Consider the following 26658-nt stretch of genomic DNA (forward strand, 5'->3'; position numbering starts at 1 on the left):
TCAGACCCGGATCAGCAGCTCGCCGTGCAGCAGGGCGAGCCAGCCGTCCTCGGCCGCGGCCCAGCGCATCCAGGCCGCGGCGACGTCGTCCAGGTCGGCCGGGGTGGCCAGCCCGTAGGCCACAGCCTGCTCGGCGAAGGCGGACGCCGTCGCCCGACCGGCCCACGAGGTGCCCCACCACTCGCGCTCGGCGTCGCCGGCGTAGCACCAGGCCGAGGTGGTCGCGGTGTGGTCGCGCAGCCCGGCGGCGTGCGCCCAGGAGCGCAGCCGCCGTCCGGCGTCGGGTTCGGCGTCGTTGGCCCGGGCGACCCGGGAGTAGAGCGCCAGCCAGCGGTCCAGCCCGTCGTCGGCCGGGAACCAGGTGGTGGCGGCGTAGTCGACGTCCCGGACGGCGACCACGCCCCCGGGCCGGCAGACCCGCACCATCTCGCGCAGCGCGGCGACCGGGTCGGTGAGGTGCTGCAGCACCTGGTGGGCGTGCACCACGTCGACGCTGTCGTCGGGGAGGTCCAGGGCGTAGACGTCGCCGACGGCGAAGCCCACGTCGACCCCACGCTCGGCCGCCAGCGCCCGGGCCTCGTCCAGCGGGGCCGGGGAGAGGTCCAGACCGGTCACCCGGCCGCCGGGTGCCACCAGCCGGGCCAGGTCGACGGTGATGGTGCCGGGCCCGCAGCCGACGTCGAGGACGTCCAGGCCGGGGCGCAGGTGCGGCAGCAGGTACCCGGCGGAGTTCTCCGCGGTGCGCCAGCGGTGGGACTGCAGGACTGCGTCGGCGTGGCCGTGGGTGTAGGTGTCCACACCGGCAGCATGCACCGCTGTCCCAAGGAGCGGAACGGGGTTCCCGCTCCGTGGGACGGGTCGGTCAGCGGCGGCGCTTGCCCGCCGGACCGGTGGTGGGGTCGGGCTGGGTGCGGTTCCGCGCGGCCCGGCCCCGGGCGCCACCCTCGGCGGGGGCGTCGTCGCCGGCCTGCTCGGACCCGGCGGGCCACAGCACCTTGTAGAGCAGCGCGGCGGCCAGTGCGCCGACGAGCGGGACGAGCAGGAAGAGCCAGACCTGGCTCAGCGCGGTGCCCCCCGAGATCAGCGCCGGACCGAGGCTGCGGGCCGGGTTGACCGAGGTGCCGTCGATCGGGACGGCGACGAGGTGCGCCACGACCAGGGCGAACCCGATCGGCAGGCCGGCGACGGCGGCGTTCGTCGTCCGGGCGGTCGCGGTGAGCACGGTGAGCACCAGCAGCAGCGTGAGCACGAACTCGACGATCAGCGCGGCGCCGATGCCGTAGCCGCCGGTCGAGGCCTCGCCCCAGCCGTTCGTGCCCAGGCCGTCGACGGAGAGGCGGAACGTCGGGTCGGCCGAGCGGATGCCGAACACCACGCCGGCACCGGCGAGCCCGCCCAGGAGCTGGGCGAGGACGTAGACGCCCGCCGCGGCCGGGGCGATCCGGCCCGCGACGAGCGCGCCGAGGGTGACGGCCGGGTTGACGTGACAGCCCGAGACCGGGCCGATCGTGTACGCCAGCACCAGCAGGCTCAGGCCGAAGGCCAGGGCGATCCCGACGGTGCCGGTGTCCGGGGCGGCGACGGCGGTGCCGACACCGCCGATGACGAGCAGCGCGGTGCCGAGGAACTCGGCGAGACCGCGGACCGGCAGCGCCGGCTGGGCCGGTGCGGTCGATCGGGCGGTGCTCACGCCGCGCGCTTCTGACCCGAGGCGGCGTCGGTCGCGGTGGTCGCGGCCTTCGAGGCGCCCTTGCGGGCGACGCGACCGGTCAGGTCACCGGCCTTGGCGAGCACGCGGGTGATCACGGTGCGACCGGTGCGCTTCTCGAGGGAGGCGGCCACGGTGCGCAGCAGCCGCGAGACGAGGGGGACGGCGACGGACAGCAGCACCCAGGTGCGCAGCTTGCTGGAGAGCAGGACCCACACGGCGGGGTTCCTTCCGATCAGGGGGCCGGGGAGCGGACGCTCAGCCGGTGGGGGACGACGGGTCGTGCAGGTCGAACCCGGAGTCCAGGCCGACCGCTCGCAGGGCGTGCAGCACCGCCCGGCTCGCCGTCCACAGCGGGATCGGCTCGGCGGAGGTGCCGGACAGCTCGGACAACAACGCCAGACCGGCGGTGCCGAGGTAGGTGACGGACCGGGCGTCCACGGCGACCACGTCGGGGTCGGCGCGGGCCTCGTCGTCCCAGAGTCGACGGAGGTCACCGTCGATCTCGCCGGTGAGGACCAGGACGCCGTCGACGACGGCGGCCCGTCCGCGCACGGTGCCGGCTGCCGGGCCCCGTTCGGGGTCGGGGAGGACGGCGGCGGGGTCGGTGGGGCTGGTCAGCTCCGAGTCCAGGGGCGCGACGTCTCGGGGAGCCGAGGCCCCCCGCCCGGGCTCGTCGCCCGGGCGGGGGTGGGTCACTGCTGCACCGTCGGACGGTGCGGGGCGGGTGCGGTGCCCGGGTGGGTCAGGCGCCCAGACCGGCCTTGTCGGCCTTGCGGTGGAACCGCATGCCGGCCAGACCACCGAGGACGGCACCCACGAGGGCGGTCAGGGCGACGATCCCGGCGACGATCAGGGCGGTGGTGGTCAGGTCGCCCTCGTTGACCGGCAGGCGGGGGAAGACGTTGAGCTGGCCGAGCACGTCGTACTGGTCACCGGCGACGGCGGCCACGATCGCGATGACGACGGCGATGACGACGGCCCAGCCCCAGACGGCGATGCCCTGGCGGGCGCCGTGGAAGCGGGCCATCCGGCCGGCGACGTAGCCACCGCAGTAGTAGGCGATGAAGAGGATGACCAGCAGCGCGATGCCGCCGACGAGGCCCACCGACTGCGGGTCCTGGGCGGCCTGGTCGGCCGCCTCGGAGAGGTCGACGTCGTTGCTGAGCCCGACCGCGGTGCCGGCGGCGGCGACCAGGGCGATGAGCAGGATGCTCATGCCGGTGGCGGTCAGCCAGCCGAAGAAGGCCGAGCCGATCTTCACGCCGCCGACGCGGGACTTCTCGAGGGCGACGACGTCCTTGCGGTCGACGTGCCGGTCGGCGGTGACGGCCGAGGCCGGCGTCGCGCCGGCCGTCGTGTCGGCGCGGGTGTTCGGGTCGGTGCTCATGCGGTGCTCCTGGAGTGCGCGGCCGGTGGCCGGGTGTCGATGAGGGGGGGTGCGGGTGGGGCCGGGGACGCGCCGGGCCGGGCGTCGCGGTGGACGCCCGGCCCCGGGGACGACCTACTTGAAGACGTCCTTGACGTTCTCGCCGGCCTGCTTGGTGTTCGCCGAGGCCTGGTCCTTCTGACCCTCGGCCTGCAGCTTCTCGTTGTCGGTCGCGCCGCCGACGGCCTCCTTGGCCTTGCCCAGGGCCTCTTCCGCAGCGTTCTTGATCTTGTCGATGCCGCTCATGGGGATCTCCTNTCTCGTTGTCGGTCGCGCCGCCGACGGCCTCCTTGGCCTTGCCCAGGGCCTCTTCCGCAGCGTTCTTGATCTTGTCGATGCCGCTCATGGGGATCTCCTCGTGTCGGGCGCCGGAGCGCCGGGGCCGTCCGGGCAGCTGCCCGGGCGATCGGTTCCCGGACGGTGCATTGCGCACCATCCGGTGTGACCCCGCGCTTCCTACGTCGTAAGGGCGCGTCGTCGAGGGGAGGTGTACGCCGTAAGGCAACGCCCTAAACCCCCCTGGGGGGTGAAGTGCGGCTTCGACGTGCCGCTGGGTGGAGCCGGTGCAAGGGTTGACGGCGTCAACCGAACGGCGAGCGGAGGAACAGCGTGCCCGCGACCACCGACGAGGCGGCCGACGAGGTCCCCCGCAACGAGGTGGGCGCCGTCGGCCAAGGGGGCATCGACAGCCCCGACCACCCCGACGACCCCGACCTGCCGGAGAACCGCGGGCTGCGACCGGCCGAGGACCCGGTGGGCCCGCCGGACCTGGGCACCCGCATCCCGCTCGACCGGGACCGGATCATCTCCGGTGCCATCGACTTCATCGACTCGCACGGCCTGCCGGCCCTGACGATGCGCCGGCTGGGCACCGCCCTGGGCGTGGAGGCGATGAGCCTCTACCGCTACGTCCCCGGCCGGGACGACCTGCTCGACGGTGTCGTCGACGCCGTGGTCGACGAGCTGTTCGGCGACGAGGACGTGTTCTTCGAACCGCGCTTCGGCTGGCAGGACTACCTGCAGCGACTGGCGCACGGGGTGCGGCGGATCGCCCTCGCCCACCCGGCGCTCTTCCCGCTGGTGGCCACCCGCCCGCCGGCGGCACCCTGGGTGCGGCCGCCACTGCGCAGCCTGAGGTGGGTGGAGTCGCTGCTGCGGGCGCTGCACACCAACGGCTTCACCAGCGTGCAGGCGGTGGTCGCCTACCGCGCCTACACCAGCTTCCTGCTGGGTCACCTGCTGCTCGAGGTCGCCCAGCGGGGCATCGCGATGAACGCCATCGACGACCCGAACGGGTCCTCCACCGCCCGGGTCAGCGACCTGGACGCCTACCCGTTGATCGTGGAGCTGCAGCCGCTGCTGTCCCTGGACGAGACGGTGACGGAGTTCGAGGAGGCCCTGGAGAGCCTGCTCGACCGGCTGACGACGATGCTCGACACCGGCGCACACCACCTGCCGCCGGAGACCCTGCAGGACCCCGCGGGCGCCTGAGCGGCACCTGAGCGGCACGGTGGGGGCGCCTCACCAGCTGACCGGCAGCGACTCCAGCCCGAACACGATGGAGCGCTGCCGGAAGGCCGGCTGCCAGGCAGGGTCGGCGACCCGCAGGTCGGGGAAGCGGGCGAGCAGCGCGGGGAGCGCGACCTGCAGCTCCAGCCGGGCCAGCGGCGCACCCAGGCAGTGGTGGATGCCGTGCCCGAAGGCCAGGTGCTGCAGGGCCGGACGGGAGAGGTCCAGCTCCTCCAGGTCGGCGGCCCACCGCGGGTCGCGGTCGGCGCCGGCCAGCGAGCAGAGCACCAGCTCACCGGCCGCGACCGGCTGACCGGCCAGCACCGTGTCGGCACGGGCGAACCGCGGGAACGCCACCTGGACGACGGTCAGGTGCCGCAGCAGCTCCTCGACCGCACCCTGCACCGCCGCCGGGTCCCGGCGCAGCCGGTCGGCTGCGGCGGGGTCACGCAGCAGCAGCAGGGTCGAGAGGGCCAGCATGCTGGCCGTGGTCTCGTGCCCACCGACGAGCAGGCCGTCGACCAGCCCGGCGAGCTCCTCGTCGTCCACGGTGTCCCCGTGCTCGCGCACCAGGTCCCCGAGCAGGCCGGTGCCCGGGTCCTTGCGTTCCCGGGCCACCAGGTCGCGCAGCAGCACCAGCGACTGGGCTGCGGAGTCCAGCGGGGCCACGATGCTCTGCAGCAGGTCGAAGCGACCGGCCGCGAGCGCCGCGAAGTCCACCTGGTCCGCGCGCGGCACGCCCAGCAGCTCGCCGATCACCAGTGCCGGCACCTGGTCGGCGAACACGCTGACCAGGTCCACGCCCGGTCCGGCCGCGGCCACGGCGTCCAGGCACTCGTCGACGACCCGGCGGACGGCCGGCTCCAGCGCGGCGATCGACCGGGCGGTGAAGGCCGGGGCCAGCATGCGGCGCAGCCGGGTGTGGTCCGGCGGGTCGCGGAAGCCCAGGCCACCGGGGTCGGAGAGGCCCAGGTCGCCGTCGTCGTCGGCTGCGGCCAGGTGGGCGAAGTCGTTGCTGAAGGTCGCGGTGTCCCCCAGCACGGCCCGGACGTCGGCGTGCCGGGTGACCAGCCAGACCGGGTTGCCGAACAGGTCGAGCCGGGCCACCGGGCCGGCCTCGCGGTGGGTGGCCAGCCACGGCAGCGGGTCGACGTCGACCCGGGTGAGGGGGCCGAAGACGTCGTCGGGCTGCAGGTCGGTGGGCGGTTCGACGGACACGGGCGACGGGCTCCTGGGTGGCTCGGGGGTGTCTCGCCGTCCACCATGCACGTCGGACCCGTCCGATCGGTCACGGGGTGCCCGACGTCACCGTCCCACGTAGGCGGCCAGGTGCTGGGCGGTGAGCGTCGAGCCGTCGGCGACCAGCTGCGCCGGGGTGCCCTCGAAGACCACCCGGCCGCCGTCGTGCCCGGCGCCGGGCCCCAGGTCGATGATCCAGTCGGCGTGCGCCATCACCGCCTGGTGGTGCTCGATGACGACCACCGAGGTGCCCGACTCGACCAGCCGGTCGAGCAGTCCGAGCAGCTGCTCCACGTCGGCCAGGTGCAGGCCGGTGGTGGGCTCGTCGAGGACGAAGACCCCGCCGTCCCCACCCAGGTGGGTGGCCAGCTTGAGCCGCTGGCGCTCGCCGCCGGACAGCGTGGTGAGCGGCTGGCCCAGCGTCAGGTAGCCCAGCCCGACGTCGACCATCCGGGCCACGATCCTCGCCGCGGCCGGCACCGCCGACTCCCCCGCGGCGAAGAACTCCACCGCCTCGGACACCGGCATGGACAGCACCTCGCTGACGTCCTTGCCGCCGAGGTGGTACTCGAGCACCGCGTCGTCGAAGCGGCGCCCCTCGCACTGCTCGCAGGTGGTGGCGACCCCGGCCATCATCGCCAGGTCGGTGTAGACGACCCCGGCGCCGTTGCAGGTCGGGCAGGCCCCCTCGGAGTTGGCGCTGAACAGCGCCGGCTTGACCCCGTTGGCCTTGGCGAAGGCCTTGCGCACCGGCTCGAGCAGGCCGGTGTAGGTGGCCGGGTTGCTGCGCCGGGAGCCGCGGATCGCGCCCTGGTCGACCACCACCACGCCGTCCCGGCCGGCGACCGAGCCGTGCACCAGCGAGCTCTTGCCCGACCCTGCCACCCCGGTGACGACGACCAGCACCCCGAGCGGGACGTCGACGTCCACGTCGCGCAGGTTGTGCTCGCTCGCGCCGCGCACCTCGAGCACCCCGGTGGGGGTGCGGACGACGTCCTTGAGCCGGGCGCGGTCGTCGAGGTGCCGGCCGGTGAGGGTGTCGGCGGCCCGCAGCCCCTCGACGGTGCCCTCGAAGACCACCTCGCCGCCGGCGGTGCCCGCCCGCGGCCCGAGGTCGACGACGTGGTCGGCGATCGCGATGGCCTCGGGCTTGTGCTCGACGACCAGCACGGTGTTGCCCTTGTCGCGCAGCTGCAGCAGCAGGGTGTTCATCCGGGCGATGTCGTGCGGGTGCAGGCCGATGGTGGGCTCGTCGAAGACGTAGGTGACGTCGGTGAGCGAGCTCCCGAGGTGCCGGATCATCTTCACCCGCTGCGCCTCGCCGCCGCTGAGCGTGCCCGAGGGCCGGTCGAGGGACAGGTAGCCCAGCCCGATCTCCACGAAGGAGTCCAGCGAGTGCCGCAGCGCGCCCAGCAGCGGGGCGACCGAGGGCTCGTCGAGGCCGTGCACCCAGTCGCGCAGGTCGGTGATCTGCATGGCGCAGGCGTCGGCGATGGAGACCTCGCCGATCCGGCTGTTCCGGGCGGCCTCGGCCAGCCTGGTGCCGCCGCAGTCGGGGCAGGTGGTGAACGCGACCGCCCGGTCCACGAAGGCCCGGATGTGCGGCTGCATGGCCTCCCGGTCCTTGGCCAGGAACGTCTTGCGGACCTGCGGGAGCAGCCCCAGGTAGGTCAGGTTGATCCCGCTGATCCTGAGCTTGGTGGCCTCCTTGTGCAGCAGGTCGTCCAGCTCGGTCGCGGTGTAGTCGCGGATGGGCTTGTCCGGGTCGAAGAAGCCGCTCTCCCGGTAGATCCGGCCGTACCAGCCGTCCATCGTGATCCCCGGGATGGTCAGGGCGCCCTCGTTGAGGGACTTGGAGTCGTCGTAGAGCGCCGTCCGGTCGATGTCGACGACCGTGCCGCGGCCCTCGCAGGTGGGGCACATCCCGCCGGTGACGGTGAAGGTCTTGCGCTCCTTCACCTGCTTGCCCGCCCGCTCGGTGGTGATGGCGCCGGCACCGCTGACCGAGGCCACGTTGAACGAGTAGGCCTGCGGGCCGCCGATCTGGGGCTGGGCGAGTCGGCTGAACACGATCCGCAGCACGGCGGCGGCGTCGGTGACCGTGCCGACGGTGGAGCGCGGGTTGGCGCCCATCCGCTCCTGGTCGACGATGATCGCCGTGGTCAGGCCGTCGAGGACGTCGACGTCGGGCCTCGCCAGCGTGGGCATGAAGCCCTGCAGGAACGCGCTGTACGTCTCGTTGATCATCCGCTGGGACTCCGCGGCGATCGTGCCGAACACCAGCGAGCTCTTGCCCGACCCGGACACCCCGGTGAACACGGTCAGCCGCCGCTTGGGCAGCTCGACGCTGACGTCCTTGAGGTTGTTCTCCCGGGCGCCCTGCACCCGGATCAGGTCGTGGCTGTCGGCCGGCGCCGGCATGGTGTCCCCCTCGTCGTCCGCGGGTGCGCCCCGCAGGGGGACAGCGTGTCGACCACCGGCCCGGAAGGCAACGCCCCTGCTCAGTCCAGGATCCCCCGGGTGACGGCCACCTGTTCGGTCAGCACGCCGCCGATCACGGCCTGGGTCTCGTTGATCTGCTCGATCACCGCGCCGATGCCGCCCAGGGTGGCCACGACGGCGTCCACCTGCTCCTGGATGGCGGTGATCCTGGCGGTGACGTCGGTGGTGGCGGTCGCGGTCTCCCGGGCCAGCTCCTTCACCTCGTTGGCGACCACGGCGAAGCCGCGACCGGCCTCCCCCGCCCGGGCGGCCTCGATGGTGGCGTTGAGGGCCAGCAGGTTGGTCTGGCCGGCGATGGTGCCGATCGTGACGGCGACCTGTCCGACCTGGCGGCTGGAGTCCCCGAGCTGGGCGACCACCTCGTGGGCGGCCATGGCCAGCCGCCGGCCCTCGCCGGCCACCGAGGTCGCGGACAGCACGTTGCGCTCCACCTCCTCGATGGAGGCGACCAGCTCCCGGCCGGCGGTGGCCAGCTGCTCGGTCGCGGCGATCCGGTCCAGGGCGCTGCCGAGCAGGAAGGCGGTGTTGCGCAGCGCGGCCCGCCGGCCCGCGGAGAGGGTCAGGGTCGTCAGGGCGAAGAAGTCCATCGTGCCGACCACCCGACCCCCGACCCGCACGGGCAGGCACACCCCGGACCGGACACCGGCGCGCTGGGCGGCCGGCGCCCGCACGCAGTCGGTGAGCTCGCCCAGGTCGGCGACGGAGACCAGGTCGTCGGCCTGCCAGGCCCGCCCGGCCAACCCGACCCCGGGGGCGAAGGTGGCCGCGAGGGTGACGGCGCGGAACTCCAGGCCGGCGTCCCCGGACTCCCGCTCGAAGCGCAGCACCCCGGCGGCGGGGTCCACCCGCCAGAAGGAGCCGTAGGCCCAGCCGAAGTCCCGGCGGACGGTGTCCAGGGCCACGCCGAGGGCGGCGTCGGCGTCGGTCGCCGCGGTCAGCAGCTCGAGCACCCCGGTGACGGCGGCGACGTCCTGGGCGGTCCGGTCCTGTTCCTCGGCGAGGGCGGCACGCTCCAGCGCCTGGGACACCAGCACGCCCACGCACCGCAGCGTGGCGAGGCGACGGCCGCCGAGCGGGCCGGTGCCGGGGAACTCCAGGACGCCGACGACGACCCCGGCGGCGGTGAGCGGGAGGCAGACCACGGCCTCGTCGGGCGCGTGCACCAGCTCACCGGTCGCCCACGCCCGCCCGGCCGACCCCTGGGCCGGGTCCACGGTCCGGTGGGACCCGTGGCCCCAGCCGAACGCGGTGCGCACCGCCTGCAGGGCGAGGTCGACGGCCTCCCCGGCCGATCGTGCGCGGGCCAGCCCGGTGACGACGGCGGTGACCGCGTCGACGTCGGCATCGGCTCCGGGTCCGGTCGGCCCGACGGCGGACGTGGGGCGGGGGCGGTGCAGGGCGGTGAACACGGGGACTCCTGAGCGAGGCGGGGTGCCGTCCGCCGTGGTCACGACGTCGTCCCTCACCGGACGTTCGACAGGTCCCGGTCGGGCTCGCGCCGAGTCGACGGTCCTCCTGGTTCCGGTCAGCGGTGGTTCCGCTGCTCAGACGCCCACGGCCTCCCGGCGCTGCTCCTTGAGGGCGTACATCCGCAGGTCCGCGGCGTGCAGGAGGGTGGCGAAGTCGACGCCGTCGGTCGGGGACACCGCGGCACCGATGCTCGCCCCCACCGTCACCACCTCGCCGTCCAGCTCGATCGGCAGGGCGACCCCGGCGACGAGGGTGTCGACGACCCTGGCCGCCTCCGCCTGCGCGCGGGAGGGGTCCAGACCGGGCAGGGCGACGAGGAACTCGTCCCCGCCGAGCCGGGCGAGCAGGTCGGTGCGCCGGAGCAGGCTGCGGACCCGGCGGCTGACGACCACGAGCAGCTCGTCGCCCACCGCGTGGCCGAAGCGGTCGTTGACGGCCTTGAAGCCGTTGAGGTCCAGGAAGAGCAGCCCCACCGCGGTGCCCGCGGTCTCGGACTCCCACATCGCCAGCTCCACCTGCTCCTGCAGCCGGCGCCGGTTGGGCAGGCCGGTGAGCGGGTCGGTGTAGGCCAGCTGCTCGATCCGGCCCAGGTGCTGTCGGGTGCGGTCCTGCTCGCGTGCCAGCCGGCGCTCGGCCTCCACCCGGCCGGTGACGTCGTCCTGCACGCCGATGTACTGCACGACCCGACCCGCGGAGTCGGTCACCGGCGCCAGGTGCAGCTCGTTCCACCAGGGCACCTGGTCGGGGCCGCGGTGGTTGAGCACGGTCTCCCGGCACTCCCGGCCCTCGGCGATGGCCGACCGGATGCGGGCCACGGCGGCCAGGTCGGTGTCCGGGGTCTGCAGGAACCGGCAGTTGCGCCCCAGCACCTCGTCGCGGGGGAAGCCGGAGAGCCGCTCGAAGGCGCGGTTGACGAAGACCATCGGCTGGTCGGGCAGCTGCATGTCGACGATGACGACGCCGCTGCTGGTGGCGGCCATCGCCCGGTGCAGCAGGCCCTCCGCGCCGGGCGCGGTCACCGTGATCTCCGGGACCCGGGGGGCGGTGACCGCCGCGGCCCGGCGGGCCACCGGGAGCCGGGTCTCCCGGGGGGCCACCCGGGAGACCAGGGCGTGGGTGGCGCGGGCGACGACGTCGCGGTCGTAGGTGAGCGCGAACTCGAAGGTGCGTTCCAGCTCCGGACCGTCGTCGCCCAGGTCGCGGGCCAGCAGCGCCGCGCTGAAGTGCGGGCTGAGGACGGCGACGTCCCACTCGCCGCGGACCTCGTCGGTGGTGGCCAGCGTGGCGCCGCGGACACCGGGGACCGGCTCGGTGGACAGCCCGTCGCCGAGGGCGGCGACGAAGGCGGTGCGGGCGGCCAGCTCGCGGTAGCGCTGCACGGTGGACGGGGTGAGGTGCCGGGCCTCCTGGAAGGTCGCGGCGACCACGCAGGTCTCCCCCAGCCGCATGGCCTGCCGCTCGAGCTGCTTGCTCAGCTCGATCAGCAGCAGCTTGGGCGAGCGGCGCAGCGGGGTGCCCGGGGGCAGGCAGGCGAAGGGCGAGACGTCGACCGCGGGGACGGCCGCCGCCGCGGGGGGCAGCACGAGCTCGGCGGTCTCGAACTGCGGGGCCGGGCCCGCCTCCGGGCGCCCGAAGAGCCAGCCCTGCCCGAGGGTGGCGCCCAGGGCGAGCGCGGCGGTGAGGTGCTCCGGGGTCTCGATGCCCTCGGCGAGCACCAGGGCCCCGGTGCGCTCGGCGTAGGCGTTGACCGCGTTCATGATCTCGGCGACCGCCGGACCCGGGCGGTCCTGCACCAGCCGCAGGTCGAGCTTGACGACGTCGGGGCGCAGCAGGGGCATGAAGGCCAGGGAGACCGCGTCGGCACCGACGTCGTCCAGGGCCACGCCCCAGCCGACCTCCCGGACCCGCCGGACGGTCTGCAGCAGCTCGGCCGGCCGGGCGGCCAGCGCCCGCTCGGTGATCTCCACGACGACCCGGAGCTCGGCCGGGGCCCCCTGGGCGATCGCCAGCAGCTCGTCGAGCGGGGCGCCGTCGAGCACCTCGGGCTCGACGTTGACGAAGACGGTGAGGGGCGCGAGGAGGTGCTCGTCGACCGCGCCGCGGAAGGCGGCCACCCGGCAGGCGGCGTCCAGCTCGGCCAGCACGCCGGCCTCGCGGGCGGCGGCGAACAGCGCGTCGGGGCTGCGCAGGGCGCCCTCCGGGCCGCGCGCCAGCGCCTCGTAGGCGACGACCCGGCCGCTGTCGAGGTCGATGATGGGCTGGAAGACGCTGGTCACGGCCCGCGCGGCGAGCACGGCGTGGACGTCGGCGGCAGGGGGCGTTCCGGTCACCCTGCTGCTGTCGGCGCGGTGGGCGGCGCCGTTGAGCCCTCGGCGGGGACGGCCCCCCGCACGGGGTGGGCCGCGCACCTACACGTCCAAGTCATCAGCCTAATGGGTGTAGGTTCCGGTCGTGGCTCGCAGCGGTGTGACGGCGGACGGCCTGACGAGGGCCGCCCTCGAGCTGGCCGACGAGGTCGGGGCGACGGCGGTGACCCTGTCCGCGCTGGCCCGGCGGTTCGGCGTCGCCACCCCCAGCCTCTACGCCCACGTCGCCGGCCTGGACGCCCTGCGCACCCGGATGGCGGTCGCCGCACTGCGCGAGATGGCCGACCTCGCCCGGGACGCCATCGGTGGCCGCGCCGGCGCGGACGCCCTCGCCGCCCTGGCCGGTGCCTACCGGGACTTCGCCCGGGCCCACCCCGGCCGGTACGACGCCTCGACGTTCCCGGTGGACCCGGCGACCGCCGCGGGCAGCGCCGGCCCCGAGCACGCCGCCTTCGTCCGGGCCGCGCTGCGCGGGTTCGCCCTCGGCGCCGAGGACCAGGTGCACGCCGTTCGGCTGTTCGGCAGCCTCGTCGCCGGCTTCGTCGCCCTGGAGCGGGCCGGCGCCTTCGGGCACAGCGAGCCCGCGCCCGAGCTCAGCTGGGAGCGGTGCCTGGCGTCCCTCGACGCCCTCGTCCGCTCCTGGACCCCCACCCCCGAGGAGCACCCGTGACCAGCACCCCCGTCCGCACACCCGTCACCGCCGCGATGCTGCGCGGCGCCGTCGACGTCGAGACCACCGCGGACGGACTGGTCCCGCACCGCCTCCCCGGCTGGGTGCGCGAGCGGCACGAGGACCCCCAGCTGCTGATGGCCGAGTCCCAGCCCTCCGGCGTCCGGGTCGTGTTCGGCACCACGTCGACCGCGCTCACCCTGGTCACCCGGCGCACCCGGGTCGGCTACGCCGGCACCCCCGACCGCCCGGACGGCGCCTACGACCTGCTGGTCGACGGGGTGCGCACCGCCCGGGCGCACAGCTCGGGCGGCCGGCAGCTCGTGATCGACCTGCGCGACGGCAGCCGCACCGTGGTCGACGGCGAGCCCGGACCGGTCGTCTTCCCGGCCCTGCCGCCCGGCGACAAGGAGGTCGAGGTGTGGCTGCCGCACACCGAGACCACCGAGCTGCTGGAGCTGCACACCGACGCCCCCGTCCGCCCCGCGGCGCCGGACCCCCGGCCGGTCTGGGTGCACCACGGCAGCTCGCTGAGCCACGGCACGAACGCCGAGGGCCCGACGGAGACCTGGCCCGCGCTGGCCGCCGCGGCAGCCGGGCTGTCGCTGGTGAACCTCGGCTTCGGCGGCAGCGCGCTGCTGGACCCGTTCACCGCCCGGACGATGGCCGCCGCGCCCGCCGACCTGCTCAGCGTCAAGGTCGGCATCAACCTGGTGAACACCGACCTGATGCGGCTGCGTGCGTTCGGCCCGGCGGTGCACGGGTTCCTGGACACCCTGCGCGACGCGCACCCCACCACCCCGCTGCTGGTGGTGACCCCGCTGTACTGCCCGCTCCACGAGGACACCCCCGGCCCGGGCGCGGTCGACCCCGCCTCGTACACGACCGGCCGGGTGCGGTTCCTGGCCACCGGCGACCCGGCCGAGGTGGCCGCCGGCAAGCTCACGCTCACCGTCGTCCGCACCGCGCTGGCCGCCGTCGTCGCCGTCCGGCGGGACCCGCACCTGCACCTGGTCGACGGCCTCGGCCTCTACGGCCCGGCCGACCACGACGCCGACCCGCTGCCCGACGGGCTGCACCTCAGCGCCGCCGGACACCACACCGTCGCCGGCCGGTTCGCCGACGCGGTGCGGGACCTCAGCTCCGGAGGTCCTCGACCTTGACCACCCGGCTGGCCGGGTAGGCGCTGACCACGGTCTGCCCGCCGGTCGTCGTCTGCACGTGGGTGAAGCCCTCGCGCAGCACGACCTTGCGGTCCTTCAGCACGGCGACCTGGTCGCTGAGGCCGACCGGGGCCAGGTAGACGGTGGCGGTCAGGACGGGGCCGAGGCCGAGGTCGTCGAGGGTCATGGCGCCCAGTGTGCCGGGCCACCGGGCGCCACCCCCGGGGACCTACAGCTGCACCTCGACGTCGTACTCGCGCAGCCAGGCGTCGACGTAGAGCAGCCGGTCCTGCACGTCCCGGCCCGCGCTGCGGGCGGCCTCGAGGTCGACCAGCTCGCCCAGCGGCGTCGTCCCGTCGTCGGCCAGGACGCCGAACCGGCGGGCGATCTCGGCGCCGTACCGCGGGTCCTGGGTGGAGGGGTAGGGGCTCTTGACCCGCTCCACCACCGACCGCGGCAGCAGGTCGGCCGTTGCGGCCCGCAGCAGGCTCTTCTCCCGGCCGTCGAAGGTCTTCAGGTGCCAGGGTGCGTTGAACACGTACTGCACCAGCCGGTGGTCGCAGAACGGCACCCGCACCTCGAGGCCCACGGCCATGCTCATCCGGTCCTTGCGGTCCAGCAGCACCGGGAGGAAGCGGGTCAGGTAGGCGTAGGAGACCTCGCGCATCCGGGCGTCGTGCCCGGTCTCCCCGGCCAGCCGGGGCACCTCGGCCATGGTCGCGGCGTAGGCGTCGGCGACGTGCCCGGTGAGGTCGAGCTCCTTGGCGACCCGCTCGTGCAGGAGGTCACCCAGGCCGTGCCCGCGCACCATCCGCCCGGCCAGCCAGGGGAAGGTGCCCGCGCCGACGGCGGCGGGGTCGTGGAAGTCGATGTAGCCGCCGAACACCTCGTCGGCGCTCTCCCCGCTCAGCGCGACCGTCGAGCTCTGCCGGACGGCGGCGAAGAGCAGGTACAGCGAGGTGTCGATCTCCCCCATGCCCGGGGTGTCCCGGGCCCGCAGGACGGCGGCCCGGGCGGCGTCGTCCAGCAGCCGGGCGTCGTCCAGCACGACGTCGGTGTGGTCGCTGGCCACGTGCCGCGCGACGTCGACGACGTAGGGCGCGTCCTGGGTGCCGCGCACCTCGTCGGGCACGAAGTCGGCGTCGTTGCCGGCGAAGTCGACCGAGAACGAGCGGACCGGGCCCTGACCGGCGGCCCCGAGCTGGCGGGCGGCCAGCGCGGTGAGCGCCGAGGAGTCCAGCCCACCCGACAGCAGGGTGCACAGCGGGACGTCGGCGACGAGCTGGCGGGCGGCGGTGTCGTCGAGCAGCTCGCGGACGGTGCGCACCGTGGCGTCCACGTCGTCGGTGTGCGGGGTGGACTCCAGCTGCCAGTACCGCAGCTCCTGCACGCCGGTGCGGGTCACCCGGACGACGTGGCCCGGGGGCACCTCGCGCAGCCCGGCGAACGGGGTGTGTGCGGGGTCGGCGACCAGGCCGAACACCTGGCGCAGCCCGGCGGCGTCGACCACCCGGGGGACGTCGGGGTGGGCCAGCACGGCCTTGGGCTCGGAGCCGAAGAGCACGCCGTCGGCGGTCTGCCGGTAGTACAGCGGCTTCACGCCGAGCCGGTCGCGGACCAGGAGCAGCTCCTGGGCGCGGGCGTCCCACAGCGCGTAGGCGAACATGCCGTTGAACCCGGCGACGACCTCGCGGGGGTCCCGGCCGCGGCCGGCGCGGTGGGCGCGCAGCACGACCTCGGTGTCGCTGTCGGTGTCGAACCGGCCGCCCAGGCGGGCGCGGTGCTCGCGGAAGTCGTAGACCTCACCGGAGTAGGCCAGCGCCAGGTCCTCGTCGGTCACCCGCTCCACGTCCGGGCCGGCGGCCAGCCCGCCGTCGGCGGCCAGGGCCATCGGCTGGCGGCCGTGCGCGACGTCGATGACCGCCAGGCGGCGGTGCCCCAGCGCGACGTGCGGGCGCAGGTACAGCCCGACGTCGTCGGGCCCCCGGCAGGCCATGGTGTCGGTCATCGCCGCAGCGGTGGCCCGTTCTGTCCTCAGGTCCCCGTCGAAGGAGACCCATCCCGCGATGCCGCACACGTCGACCACCTCTCTGTGGCACAACAAGTTGTCTTTACCAACTGATTGGTACGCCGCGGGGTGGTCGTGTGCAACCCGGTGTCACAGGTACTCCTGCCCGGCCCGGAGCCGGAACCGCTCAGGTCTGGCAGCTGGGGCACCACCAGGTGTGCCGGACCTCCGGGTCGTTCGGGATCTCCGCGGAGAACAGCAGCGGCGTGCCGCAGCGACGGCAGGCCTCGTTGCCCCGCCCGTAGACGTAGTAACGCTGGCCGGGGCGGGTGTTCCCGGTGGTCACCCGGCCGACGCCGGTGGGCTGCACCGCGAACCGCATCGCCCGGGCCGCCAGCCGCACCAGCGGTTCGACCTCGACCTCGCCGACCGGGGTGAGCGGCAGGTGCCCGCGCAGGAAGCACAGCTCGTTGACCCACACGTTGCCCAGCCCGGTCAGCACCCGCTGGTCCAGCAGCGCCGCGATCAGCGGGCGGTCCGGCTGCGCCTCGAGGTTCCGGGTCGCCTCGGTGATCAGCTCGCCGACGTCCCGGCGGTCGTCGAGGAGGTCCGGGCCCAGGTGGCCGACCACGGTGTCCTCGGCGCTGGTGGGCAGCAGCTCGACGACGGGCATCCGCAGCGCGGTGGCGGTCGCCCCGGTGGTCATGAGCACCAGCCGGGCCTCGCCCATCAGCCGTCGGGGCAGGGTCTTGCCGGCTCCGACGATGCTCCACTCGCCGTCCATCCGGAGGTGGGTGTGCAGCGTGATCAGCTCGCCGCCGTGGTCGAACCGGGTGAGCAGGTGCTTGCCCCGCGACGTCGTGCCCAGCACCCGCGCCCCGCGGAGGTCGGCGGTGGCGTGCCGGGCGACGCGGAAGTCGCTCTTCTGGACCTCGGTGCCGGTCAGCACACCCAGGCGGCGGGCGAGGCGGTAGATCGTGTCACCTTCAGGCATGAGGACCCCACGGTAGCCACGCGCACCGCGGGGTGTCGGAGCCCGGTGGAGCGGGCATCACCAGCGGGTCGGGCCCGTCGGCCCGGTGCGTCCGACCGGAGGGCCGTCGTGGACCGAGCACGTGCGTGGGAGATGACCCCCCCACCCGAGGGCGACACCTGCTGGACCTGGGCGCCGTCCGGGCTGCAGGAGCTCGCCGCGGTCCGCCGGGAGTTCCGGACGAACATCAGCGGGGACGACCTGCCCGGTCCCGTGCTGCCGGCCGACCGGGTCGAGGAGTCGGTGCTGGCCCTGGACGAGCTGATGTCCAACGGCCTGCGGCACGGGCGGCCGCCGGTCCACGTCGAGGTGCGCGCCGCCGCCGACGGCCTGCTGCTCCTGGTCAGCGACCGGGCTGCCTCGACCCCGCTGATGCCCACGTCGACCCGCGACCCCGGCCAGGGCGGCATGGGCCTGGGCATGGTCGCCCACGTGGCCTCGGCCTGCGGCTGGGTGCCCCAGGACGACGTGAAGACGGTCTGGGCGCTCATGCCGACCGCGCCGGTCTGACCCCGGGAGGGACGGCGCGCTCAGCCCTCGCTGCCGGTCTCCCCGTCGACGCCGGAGAAGTCCTCGTCGGAGTCGGTGCGCGGGGAGGCCGCGACGGGCACCTCGACGGTGACCTCGCCGGCGTTCTCGAAGACGAAGGTGACCTCGGTGGACTGGGAGGAACGCAGCGCCGTCTGCAGGTCCTCCAAGACCAGCTCGGGCCCGCCCTCGGCACCGACGTAGACGTTGTCGTCCGCCGGCACGTCGATCGGCAGGTCACCGCCGACCGAGTCGGCCTCGGCGGCACGCACCTCGACCAGGGTGTCGTCGGCCGGGCCGCTGTTGGTGATCGCCAGGTAGAGGTCGGCGTCGTCGCCCTCGGCGTAGCCCTCGCCGTCGTCGGGGAACTCCAGCTCCACGTCGGCGACGGTCAGGTCGTCCCCGACCCGCTCGTCGACGCCGGCGTTGCCGCCGACCACCTCCCCGCTGGGTCGGGTCTGCGCCTCGTCGGAGCACGCGCTCAGGGCGAGCACGCCGACGGCGGCGAGGCTGACGAGGACGGGACGACGACGCACGGTGACTCCTGGGACGACGGGGGACGGACCGCCCACGGCTACCCGGCCATCACCCCCCCAACCCCCCTGTGAGCAGCACGTCTTCCGCGCCCGCGGGGTTTGCCGGACGGGGGCCGGGGAAGGGGCGCGCGGTGATCACCTCGTGAGGCGACGGCGTCCGGGCCCGGCGAGGCGGCTGTGGCGGGGGATGCGCGGCTCCCTGTGGCCGATCCCGTTGCTGGGCGTGGTCGTGGCCATCGCGCTGGGCGTCGGGCTCCCGGCGGTCGACGAGGTGCTCGAGGACGGCGGCGGCGCCAGCCCGCTGACGTTCGTGTTCGGCGGTGGCCCGTCGGCCGCCCGCGACCTGCTGGCCGCCATCGCCGGGTCGCTGATCTCGGTGACCGGGCTGGTGTTCTCCCTGACCGTGGTCGCCCTGCAGCTGGGCAGCTCCCAGTACTCCCCGCGCCTGCTGGCCACCTTCGTCACCGACCGGGTCGTCCAGCTGACCCTGGCCCAGCTGGTGCTCACCTTCGTCTACGCCCTCACCGTGCTGCGCACGGTGCGCACCCAGGACGCCTCGGAGTCCGACTACGCCTTCGTGCCCCGGCTGTCCATCACCGTGGCCTACCTGCTGACGCTGGGCGCCGTCGTCGCCCTGGTGCTCTTCCTGGGCCACCTGGCCCGGTCGCTGCGGGTGGAGACGATGCTGCGCGACGTCCACGACGAGGCGGTGGACACCTACGACGACGTGCTCGGCACCGATCCCCCCGGGCCGCGGTCTGCCGTGCGGCTCCCCGAGGGGCCCGCCACCCCGCTGGCCGCGACGTCAAGCGGGTTCCTCGTCGAGGTCGACGAGCAGGCCCTGGCGGCCGCTGCCCGGGGGTGCGACGCCCTGGTGGTGCTGGACCTGCGGATCGGGGACTCCGTCGTCGCCGGCACGCCCCTGGCGCACGCCTGGGCCCCGCCCGGCACCGACCTCGACCCGCTCCGGCGGGCGCTGGGCACCGCCGTCGAGCTGGACTTCGAGCGGGCCACCCGCTCCGACGTCGCCTACAGCCTGCGCAAGGTCGTCGACATCGCCGCCCGCGCCCTGAGCAGCGGCATCAACGACCCCACCACCGCGGTGCACGCCCTGTCGCACGTCTCGGCCCTGCTGGGGGACCTGGTGCACCGCCGTCTGGAGCCGGTGGAGGCGCACGACGAGGACGGCGTGCTGCGCGTCGTCGTCCCCCAGTGGGACCTGCCGGCCCTGCTGCACGTGGCCCTGGAGGAGCCGCTGGAGTACGCCGGCGGCTCCCCCGCGGTGCTCCGCCGGTTGGCCGGGCTGCTGCGCGAGCTGGCCTGGCGGGCCCCGGAGGGCACCGTGGACGACGCCGTCCGGGAGGGCGTCGAGCGGGTCTGCCGGGTCGCCGCCGAGACCACCTCCGTGCCCAGCGAGGAGACCGCGGTCTGGCGCCGGTCGGTGGAGGACGCCCTGGCCGGCACCTGGGCCCCGCGGCTGCACCCGCACGGCACCGAGACCGGGTGACCGCGCCCGCTCAGCGCAGCGCGGCCAGCCGCTCCTGCAGGTCGGGCGGGAGCGCGTCGAACCAGGCGTCCTCGCCCCCGGGCTCGGGCAGCACCCGGCCGTGCTCGGCGATGCTGGACCCCGGGATGTCGCAGACGTAGACCCAGACCTCCTCCGGGGGCAGACCCAGGATCGCGCCGACCTCCACGGTGATCCGCTCCAGCAGGGCACGCTTCTGCTCGACCGTCCGCCCGGCGCGGATGTCGGCCCGGATCCAGACGTGGCCCCGGGTCGCCGGCTGCCCGGCCAGGAACACCGACCCGGGCACCAGCTCGGTGAAGATCACCTGCACGAAGTAGCGGGGCGCGACCGCGACCTCGTGGTGGATCTCGGTGAGCGCGGTCGCGACGGCCTGCTTCTGCTCGGGGCCGACCAGCCCGGACTCCGACCAGCAGGTGTACGTGGGCACGGGTTCTCCTCGGGGGTCGTCGGCACCCGGCGGTGCACGGTGCCGACCCTGCACCCTCGGCCCGGCCCCGGCCCGTCGACCGCTCAGTCGGCGGCGAGTCCCCGCCGGAGGACCTCGACGACCTGGGCGGTGAGCGCGTCGTCGGCCGGGACGCCTGCCGCGGACGCCTGCTGCATGCCGATCCCCCGCAGCAGGCCCAGGAGCAGGACGGCGACGGCGTCCGGGTCGGCGTCGCCCCGCACCGACCCGTCGGCCACCCCGGCCCGCACGACGTCGGCGAGCGCCTCCCGGAAGGACCGGTCCCGTTCGGCGAACAACGGGGCCAGCACCGGGTCGGCGGCGACGGACTCGGCCCACAGCAGGAGGAACGCCCCGGTCGCGGGCAGCCGGTCCCGCACGTTGCCGAGGTAGGCCCGGACCAGGACGGCGAGCTGGTCGAGCCCGCCACCGGCGACGTCCGGGACGTCGAAGCGCTGGGCGTCCCGGACCACCGCCTCGAGCAGCTGCTCCCGGCTGCCGAAGTGCGAGTGCACGATCCCGCGGCTGTAGCCGGCGGCCCGGCCGACCTCGGCGAGGGTGACCGCCCGGGAGCCCTTGCGGGCGATCAGCTCGGTCGCCGCGGCGAGCACCCGCCGTCCGGTCTCCGCGCGGCGCTCCTCCTGGGTCCTGCGGGTCGCCGGCTCGGACACCCGGGCAGTCTGTCACCCCACTTGTTTGCATGCCGACAAGCAAGTGTGCCAGGCTGACGGCACACCCCCACCCGAGGAGCCGTCGTGCACACCGACCGACCCACCACGCCCCGCACCCCCGTGCCGCCCACCGGCCCGGGCACCCCGCCCTTCCGGTGGCCGCTGCGTCGTCCCGCCCGGCGGAGCGGCCGCACCGACCTCTGACCCCGCGCGGGAGACGATGAGTCCCGACCGTCGGCGGAGTCCTCCTCCACGACCAGACCGACCACTCCCCCTGGAGCAGCCATGGGCGCCATCAAGGTCCACGAGTTCACCACCGTCGACGGGGTCGTCGACACCCCCACCTGGACGTTCCCGTACGGGTTCCCCGAGGACCTCTCCGCGGCCGTGGGCGCGCTCACCGCCGACGCGGCGGGCATCCTGCTGGGCCGCCGGACGTACGAGATGTTCGCGCCGGCCTGGTCGACCCGCACCGTCGAGGACGACCCGGGTGCCCCGTTCTTCAACGACAGCCCCAAGCACGTCGTCTCCACCACCCTGACCGACCCCACGTGGTCGAACACCGAGGTGCTGGGCGGCTACGACCCTGACCGCATCCGGGAGCTGACCACCCACGGCGACCTCTACGTCAGCGGCAGCACCACCCTGGTCCGCGCCCTGCTGGCCGACCGGCTGGTCGACGAGCTGCACCTGTTCGTCTACCCGGTGGCGGTGGGCACCGGCACCCGGCTGTTCCCGGAGGGGGCCCCGCAGACTCCCTTGACCCTGGTGGCGGCCGACCGGCTCAGCAACGGGGTGGCCCACCTGGTCTACGGCCCCGGCTGACCCGGCCCCGCCGCGACGGGGGACGCCGACAGGGGCACACTGGCGGGCGGCCTCGAGCAACGGGGGTCCGTGCTCCGGTACTGCCCCCGAGGACCCACCGTGTCGTTCGCCACCCCGTCTGCCGTCCTGCCCTGCCCGGGGCGCCGACGGTGACGACCGCCGACGTGTTCGCCGCCGCGCTCGGCCACCTCGAGACCTCCTCCGCCGAGCCCGCCCTCCTGCCCGACCGGTTGGCCCGCGCCTGCGTCGCGGCGCTGCCCCAGGTCGACGGCGCCGGGCTCAGCTACACCTTCACCGCCGACCGCCGGTTGCCCGTGGGCGCCAGCGACCCGGTGGCGGCCACCGCCGAACGGCTGCAGTTCGCCCTGGGCGAGGGACCCTGCCTGACCGCGCAGCGGCAGCACCGCCTGGTCCGGGCCGCACTGCCCGAGCTGCAGGGTTCCTGGCCGGTCTACGCCGGACAGCTGGTCACCGGGACCCCGTTCCGCGGCGTCGTCGCCGTCCCGGTGGGGGGACCGCTGGGCGGCGTCGCCGGGATCGACCTGTACGTCCGGTCACCCGGCGCGGTCACGACCCTCTCCGCGGACGACGTCCAGACCGTGGCCGACCTGGTCGGCGCGGCCCTGGCCGACGACCTGGCCACCGCCGACGACCGTCTGGCGGGCACCCCGAGCTGGCTCACCGGACCCTCCGCCGAGGCGCGGGAGAAGGTCTGGATCGCCGTCGGCTACCTGGCCGGCCAGCGGGCCTGCACCACGTCGGACGCCCTCGCCCTGCTCCGGGCGCACGCCTTCACCCACGACCTGGACCTGGAGCGGGCAGCGGAGCTGGTGCTCGCCGGCGAGCTCCCCACCGGCTGACCCCGGTCAGCGGTACACCGCCACCGCGGCCGGCCCCTCCCCGGCCGCGACGGCGGCCAGCAACTGCGCTGCCAGCTCGAGCACCTTGACGTTGGTGTTCTGGGACCGGCGGGCCAGCACCGTGAACGCCTCGTCGGCGGACAGCCCCAGAGCGAACGCCAGCACGCCCTTGGCCATGTCGATCACCGAGCGCGTCTCCATGGCCCGGTGCAGGTGCTCCACCTGGGTGACCACGAGGTCGTAGACGTGCCGGTTGGCCACCGCCGGGGCCGCGGCCACCACGACCTCGACGGCGGTCTCCCGGGCCTGGACGGAGAACCCGTCGGCGACGGTGCTGTACAGGTTCAGCCCCGCCCGGAGGCCGTCGTCGGTCGTGATCGGGATCGGCACCGAGAACGAGCTCAGCGCACCCCGGGCCACCGCGGCGTCGAGGTAGACCGGCCACCTCCGGTCCACGCGGCTGTCCTGGACCCACCGGGCCGCGCCCGAGCGGGCAGCGTCCACGCAGGGCCCGTGGCCCGCCACGAACTGCGCCTCGTCCAGCTCGTAGGCCAGCAGGCCGGTCCAGCCGACCGAGGACACCCGGCCGTCCTGCAGCAGCGTCACCGACGCCTCGGCCACGCCGGGGACGCGGCGGCGGGCCGTCCGGGCGAGCTGCTCCAGCAGCGCGGTCGTGCTGTGGTCGGTCAGCAGGAGGAGCTCGGGGCCCTCCGGCGCGGTGTCGTCGTGCTGGGTGGGGTCGTGCGGGGTGGGGTCGTGCGCGGTGGAGCTCATGCGGGGCCCCTCGGCAGGCACGTGCCTGCACAGTGGGGCGCGGCGGCGGGACCGACGACACCCCAGCGGACGCCCGCTGTTGGACGCGCGACCGGTCGAGACCGGTCGGTCCACCGTAGCCGCGTCCCGCCGACCGGCGGGCGTCGGGGACGACGGGTCAGCCGGTCGAGGCGTCCTCGTCCTCGACGGCCCAGCGCCGTCCCCACGTCCTCAGCGCAGCGAGCACGGGGACGAGCTCCCGCCCGGCCTCGGTCAGGTGGTGGTCCGAGCGGGGCGGGGCGTCCTGGTAGGGACGACGTTCCAGCACACCGGCGGCCACCAGGTCCTTCAACCGCGCCGCCAACCGGTCGCGGGGCGCGCCGGTTCCGGCCAGCACGTCGGAGAAGCGGTGCGCACCGAGGTGGACCTCGCGGACGGCCAGCAACGCCCACCGGTCCCCGACCACCTCCAGCGCGGCGGCGATCGAGCACGGGCGGCCGGGGAGCTCGGACAGGACGACCACGGCCGGAGGTCTGCACATCGAACCGACCCGCGCTGCTCTACTGGTGCCGTGGGGGGACGGGCACGGGCGAGCGACGTCGCCGCCCGGGCCGGGGTCTCGGTCGCCACGGTGTCGTTCGTGGTCAACGGCAAGGCCCGGGGCCGGGTCTCGGAGGCCACCCAGGAGCGCGTGCGGGCCGCCGTCGCCGAGCTGGGCTACGTGGCCAACGAGACCGCGCGCGCACTGGCCACCGGCCGGGGACACAGCATCGCGCTGCTGGCCCACGACATGACGAACCCGTTCACCGCGCAGGTGGCCGCCGGGGTGGCCGACGCGCTGGCCGGGCGGGCGAGCCTGGTGCTGGCGCTGTCCACCGGGGACCAGGCGCCGGCGTTCACCGACGCCACGGCCTCGACGGTCGACGGGGTGCTGCTGAACTGGCCCGGGGGCGCGACGGTCGCGACCGGCACCCCGGTGGTGCACCTGGACGACCCCGACGCCCCCGGGCCCGGGGTGTGCTTCGACGTCGAGGCCGGCGCCCGCGCCCTGGCCCGGCACCTGCTCGACCTCGGGCACCGGCGGGTGCGCTACCTCGACGCGGCCCGCCCCTGGGCGACCTTCACCCGCCGCCGGACGGCGCTGACCGAGGAGCTGACCCGCGCCGGCGCCGACGTGCAGGCCGAGCGGTGCAGCATCGACCTGCAGGTCGCCCGCGAGCTGACCCTGGCCCGCTGGGACACCTGGCGCCGCGACGGCGTGACCGCGGTCGTCGGCGCGACCGACATCCAGACCCTGGGCGTGCTGTCCGGGCTGACCCAGCTGGGGGTGGCCGTCCCCGGGGAGGTCTCGCTGGGCTCCTTCGACGACATCGCCTTCGCCGCGGTGGCCGGGCCGGCGCTGACCACGGTGCGGCTGCCGGCCCACGAGCTGGGACGGCGGGCGGCGGAGCTGCTGGGCGAGCTCATCGACGGCGGGCCCGCGCGCGGGCAGGTCGTCCTGCCGGTGGGACTCGTCGTCCGGGAGAGCACCGGAGCGCCCTCCACGCTGCTAGGTTAAGCGCCTAACCCAGCGCAGGACGAGGGAGTGACGGTGCCCGGACAGGTGCTCGTGTGCATCGGCGACCTCATCCAGGACGTCATCGTCTGGCCGTCCGGGCCGCTGGCCCACGGGACGGACAACCCGGCGACGATCACCCGGGTGCGCGGCGGCAGCGCCGCCAACGTGTCCGCGCTGGCCGCCTCCACGGGCGCCGCCTCGCGCTTCATCGGACGGCTGGGGGACGACGAGCTGGGCCGCCACCTCGAGCGGCAGATGACCGACGCCGGCGTCGAGGTCCGGGTGCAGCGCGAAGGCCGGACCGGCAGCAACGTCATCCTCGTGGCCCCCGACGGCGAGCGCACGATGTTCCCCGACCGCGGTGCCGCCGCCCTGCTCGCCGACGTGCCGCCCGGCTGGGTCGCCGACGCCGGGGTGGTGCACGCCCCGGCCTACTCCTGGGCGACGCCGACCTGCGCCGCCGCGACGCTCGACCTGTTCGCGGCCGGCCGCGCCGCGGGTGCGCTGGTCTCGGTCGACGCGTCCTCGGTCGACCTGATCCTGCGGGTGGGGGCCGACGCCGTCCTGGCGACGCTGCGCGCCCTGGCCCCCGACGTCCTGTTCGCCAACGCCGACGAGGCCGCCGCGCTATCCCTCGTCGAGGAGTCCCTGCCCGGCACCTCCGTGGTGGTCAAGGCCGGCGCGGACCCGGTGACCATCACCTCGCCGGACGGCGTCCGCACCCGGGTCGCCGTCGCGCCGGTGGCCGACGTCCGGGACACCACCGGGGCCGGCGACGCCTTCGCCGCCGGCTTCCTCGCCGCCACCCTCCGCGGCGCCTCCCCGGAGCAGGCGGTGACCGCGGGGCACGACCTCGCCGCCGCCGTGCTCTCCCACCCCGGCGCCAGCCTCACCCGCACCGTCCCCACCCCGAACGAGGAGACCCCATGACCCCCCTGGCCCAGCGCATCGGACTCGTGATCGGCGACGAGGTGGCCGACGCCCTCGCCTCCGGCACGCCCGTCGTCGCGATGGAGTCGACGATCTTCTCGAACCTCGGGCTGCCCGCCCCGGGCAACCGGGAGGCCTACGAGCGCTGCGTCGCCGCCGTCCGGGCCGCGGGCGCCGTCGCCGCGGTGACCGCGGTGCTCGACGGGAAGCCCCGCGTCGGGCTGGACGCCGCGCAGGTCGACCGGGTGCTCGAGGGCAGCAACAAGGTCGCCGAGCGCGACGTGCCGGTCGCGATCGCGCAGGGCTGGGCCGAGGGCATGACCACCGTGTCCGCCTCGGTCGCGCTCGCGCACGCCGCCGGCATCGAGGTCTTCGCCACCGGCGGGATCGGCGGCGTGCACCGCGGGGTCGAGCTGACCGGCGACGTCTCCGCCGACCTCGACGCGCTGGCCAACCACCCCGTCGTCACCGTCTGCGCCGGCGCCAAGGCCTTCCTCGACCTCCCCCGCACACTGGAGTTCCTCGAGGGCGCGGGCGTGCCCGTGCTCGGCTGGCAGCACGACGACTTCCCGGCGTTCTACTCCCGCTCCAGCGGGCTGCCCGTCCCGCACCGGGTGGAGACCGCCGCCGAGGTGGCCGGGGTGCTCAGGTCCCGGCTGCGCGAGGAGACCGGGGTGCTGCTGAGCGTGCCGATCCCCGAGGCCGCCGAGATCCCGGCCGCCGACATCGAGGCCAAGATGGTCCGCGCCCTGCAGGCCAGCGAGCAGGCCGGCGTGACCGGGCCGAAGGTCACCCCGTTCGTGCTCGCGCGGATCGAGGAGGAGACCGACGGGGAGTCGATCCCGGCCAACCTGGCGCTCGCCGAGAACAACGCCGCGATCGCCGCCCAGGTCGCCCGGGCCCTGGTCGAGCGCCGCTGACCGACCG

At 75.1% G+C, this 26658-nt stretch carries 28 protein-coding genes; 10 read left to right on the plus strand and 18 right to left on the minus strand.

The features are described 5' to 3' along the window. From ASG36_RS07840 to ASG36_RS21465, 6 genes are all read right to left on the minus strand, one after another. On the minus strand, positions 1-798 hold the full coding sequence (locus tag ASG36_RS07840) for a methyltransferase domain-containing protein (RefSeq protein WP_055761584.1): 798 nt from the start codon (positions 796-798) through the stop codon (positions 1-3). 64 nt (positions 799-862) lie between these two features. After that, positions 863-1690 (minus strand): aquaporin, encoded by an 828-nt coding sequence (locus ASG36_RS07845; protein WP_082522850.1) that lies wholly within the window; start codon positions 1688-1690, stop codon positions 863-865. Beyond that, entirely contained in the window at positions 1687-1926 is a 240-nt protein-coding gene (locus ASG36_RS07850) for a hypothetical protein (protein WP_055761587.1), read from the minus strand. Before ASG36_RS07850 ends, ASG36_RS07845 begins: the two co-directional genes overlap by 4 nt. A 40-nt stretch (positions 1927-1966) precedes the next feature. Continuing rightward, on the minus strand, positions 1967-2407 hold the full coding sequence (locus ASG36_RS07855) for a hypothetical protein (protein WP_055761590.1): 441 nt from the start codon (positions 2405-2407) through the stop codon (positions 1967-1969). Positions 2408-2453: 46 nt separating this feature from the next. Beyond that, complete coding sequence (locus ASG36_RS07860; protein WP_082522851.1) at positions 2454-3098, minus strand: hypothetical protein; 645 nt, start codon at positions 3096-3098, stop codon at positions 2454-2456. A 114-nt stretch (positions 3099-3212) separates the two neighbouring features. Then, a complete protein-coding gene (locus ASG36_RS21465; RefSeq protein ID WP_082522852.1) occupies positions 3213-3383 on the minus strand; it encodes a CsbD family protein in 171 nt (56 codons plus the stop codon). A gap of 363 nt (positions 3384-3746) precedes the next feature. Here ASG36_RS21465 and ASG36_RS07865 point away from each other — a divergent pair, with 363 nt between their 5' ends. Next, positions 3747-4628 (plus strand): TetR/AcrR family transcriptional regulator, encoded by an 882-nt coding sequence (locus ASG36_RS07865; protein ID WP_235494700.1) that lies wholly within the window; start codon positions 3747-3749, stop codon positions 4626-4628. A 30-nt stretch (positions 4629-4658) separates the two neighbouring features. Here the strand turns inward: ASG36_RS07865 and ASG36_RS07870 are convergent, their stop codons facing one another. From ASG36_RS07870 to ASG36_RS07885, 4 genes are all read right to left on the minus strand, one after another. Beyond that, positions 4659-5864 (minus strand): cytochrome P450, encoded by a 1206-nt coding sequence (locus tag ASG36_RS07870; protein ID WP_235494702.1) that lies wholly within the window; start codon positions 5862-5864, stop codon positions 4659-4661. 87 nt (positions 5865-5951) lie between these two features. Continuing rightward, on the minus strand, positions 5952-8306 hold the full coding sequence (locus ASG36_RS07875; protein WP_055761593.1) for an excinuclease ABC subunit UvrA: 2355 nt from the start codon (positions 8304-8306) through the stop codon (positions 5952-5954). Positions 8307-8386: 80 nt separating this feature from the next. Continuing rightward, entirely contained in the window at positions 8387-9796 is a 1410-nt protein-coding gene (locus ASG36_RS22980; protein ID WP_304437787.1) for a methyl-accepting chemotaxis protein, read from the minus strand. A 135-nt stretch (positions 9797-9931) separates the two neighbouring features. Continuing rightward, the gene (locus tag ASG36_RS07885; protein ID WP_055761596.1) at positions 9932-12187 is read right to left on the minus strand and encodes a diguanylate cyclase domain-containing protein; all 2256 of its coding nucleotides are present in this window, start codon (positions 12185-12187) and stop codon (positions 9932-9934) included. 121 nt (positions 12188-12308) lie between these two features. Here ASG36_RS07885 and ASG36_RS07890 point away from each other — a divergent pair, with 121 nt between their 5' ends. Then, complete coding sequence (locus ASG36_RS07890; RefSeq protein WP_055761597.1) at positions 12309-12893, plus strand: TetR/AcrR family transcriptional regulator; 585 nt, start codon at positions 12309-12311, stop codon at positions 12891-12893. Next, positions 12890-14056 (plus strand): GDSL-type esterase/lipase family protein, encoded by a 1167-nt coding sequence (locus tag ASG36_RS07895; protein WP_200944364.1) that lies wholly within the window; start codon positions 12890-12892, stop codon positions 14054-14056. The genes ASG36_RS07890 and ASG36_RS07895 overlap by 4 nt, the downstream gene beginning before the upstream one ends. Here the strand turns inward: ASG36_RS07895 and ASG36_RS07900 are convergent. From ASG36_RS07900 to ASG36_RS07910, 3 genes are all read right to left on the minus strand, one after another. Beyond that, positions 14031-14243, minus strand: a complete 213-nt coding sequence (locus ASG36_RS07900; protein ID WP_055761598.1) for a hypothetical protein — start codon at positions 14241-14243, stop codon at positions 14031-14033. The two genes, ASG36_RS07895 and ASG36_RS07900, sit on opposite strands and share 26 nt — an antisense overlap. 42 nt (positions 14244-14285) lie before the next feature. After that, complete coding sequence (asnB, locus tag ASG36_RS07905; protein ID WP_082522854.1) at positions 14286-16133, minus strand: asparagine synthase (glutamine-hydrolyzing); 1848 nt, start codon at positions 16131-16133, stop codon at positions 14286-14288. A gap of 118 nt (positions 16134-16251) precedes the next feature. Further along, entirely contained in the window at positions 16252-17058 is an 807-nt protein-coding gene (locus tag ASG36_RS07910; RefSeq protein ID WP_055761606.1) for a DNA-formamidopyrimidine glycosylase family protein, read from the minus strand. 132 nt (positions 17059-17190) lie between these two features. Between ASG36_RS07910 and ASG36_RS07915 the strand changes: the two genes are divergently transcribed. After that, positions 17191-17607, plus strand: coding sequence for an ATP-binding protein (locus ASG36_RS07915; protein WP_055761609.1), 417 nt, complete (start codon positions 17191-17193; stop codon positions 17605-17607). A 20-nt stretch (positions 17608-17627) separates the two neighbouring features. On the opposite strand, the gene ASG36_RS07920 is transcribed toward ASG36_RS07915, so the two are convergent. Next, a complete protein-coding gene (locus ASG36_RS07920; RefSeq protein ID WP_055761611.1) occupies positions 17628-18161 on the minus strand; it encodes a copper chaperone PCu(A)C in 534 nt (177 codons plus the stop codon). A gap of 187 nt (positions 18162-18348) precedes the next feature. Here ASG36_RS07920 and ASG36_RS07925 point away from each other — a divergent pair, with 187 nt between their 5' ends. Continuing rightward, entirely contained in the window at positions 18349-19668 is a 1320-nt protein-coding gene (locus ASG36_RS07925; RefSeq protein ID WP_055761614.1) for a DUF2254 domain-containing protein, read from the plus strand. A gap of 10 nt (positions 19669-19678) precedes the next feature. On the opposite strand, the gene ASG36_RS07930 is transcribed toward ASG36_RS07925, so the two are convergent. Both ASG36_RS07930 and ASG36_RS07935 read right to left on the minus strand, forming a co-directional pair. Beyond that, positions 19679-20116, minus strand: a complete 438-nt coding sequence (locus ASG36_RS07930) for a tautomerase family protein (RefSeq protein WP_055761618.1) — start codon at positions 20114-20116, stop codon at positions 19679-19681. 83 nt (positions 20117-20199) lie between these two features. Then, entirely contained in the window at positions 20200-20805 is a 606-nt protein-coding gene (locus ASG36_RS07935; protein WP_055761619.1) for a TetR/AcrR family transcriptional regulator, read from the minus strand. 285 nt (positions 20806-21090) lie between these two features. Here ASG36_RS07935 and ASG36_RS07940 point away from each other — a divergent pair, with 285 nt between their 5' ends. Together ASG36_RS07940 and ASG36_RS07945 are read left to right on the plus strand one after the other, a co-directional pair. After that, positions 21091-21630 carry a dihydrofolate reductase family protein gene (locus ASG36_RS07940; protein ID WP_055761622.1) on the plus strand — a complete coding sequence of 180 codons (540 nt, stop codon included), beginning with the start codon at positions 21091-21093 and terminating at the stop codon, positions 21628-21630. Positions 21631-21779: 149 nt separating this feature from the next. Beyond that, on the plus strand, positions 21780-22490 hold the full coding sequence (locus ASG36_RS07945; protein WP_157498643.1) for a GAF domain-containing protein: 711 nt from the start codon (positions 21780-21782) through the stop codon (positions 22488-22490). Positions 22491-22496: 6 nt separating this feature from the next. Here the strand turns inward: ASG36_RS07945 and ASG36_RS07950 are convergent, their stop codons facing one another. After that, positions 22497-23264 carry a GAF and ANTAR domain-containing protein gene (locus ASG36_RS07950; protein WP_055761628.1) on the minus strand — a complete coding sequence of 256 codons (768 nt, stop codon included), beginning with the start codon at positions 23262-23264 and terminating at the stop codon, positions 22497-22499. Positions 23265-23421: 157 nt separating this feature from the next. Then, complete coding sequence (locus ASG36_RS07955) at positions 23422-23784, minus strand: helix-turn-helix domain-containing protein (protein ID WP_055761630.1); 363 nt, start codon at positions 23782-23784, stop codon at positions 23422-23424. A gap of 30 nt (positions 23785-23814) precedes the next feature. Here ASG36_RS07955 and ASG36_RS07960 point away from each other — a divergent pair, with 30 nt between their 5' ends. The 3 genes from ASG36_RS07960 to ASG36_RS07970 are packed head-to-tail and all read left to right on the plus strand — an operon-like array spanning position 23815 to position 26651. After that, positions 23815-24801: a LacI family DNA-binding transcriptional regulator gene (locus ASG36_RS07960; protein WP_055761633.1), complete on the plus strand. Its 987-nt coding sequence runs from the start codon at positions 23815-23817 to the stop codon at positions 24799-24801. Between the two features lie 33 nt (positions 24802-24834). Then, positions 24835-25731, plus strand: coding sequence for a carbohydrate kinase family protein (locus ASG36_RS07965; RefSeq protein WP_162245174.1), 897 nt, complete (start codon positions 24835-24837; stop codon positions 25729-25731). Further along, positions 25728-26651, plus strand: coding sequence for a pseudouridine-5'-phosphate glycosidase (locus ASG36_RS07970; protein ID WP_055761639.1), 924 nt, complete (start codon positions 25728-25730; stop codon positions 26649-26651). Before ASG36_RS07965 ends, ASG36_RS07970 begins: the two co-directional genes overlap by 4 nt. The last annotated feature ends 7 nt before the right edge of the window (positions 26652-26658 follow it).

Source organism: Geodermatophilus sp. Leaf369 (assembly GCF_001424455.1).
Taxonomy (GTDB): Bacteria; Actinomycetota; Actinomycetes; order Mycobacteriales; family Geodermatophilaceae; genus Klenkia.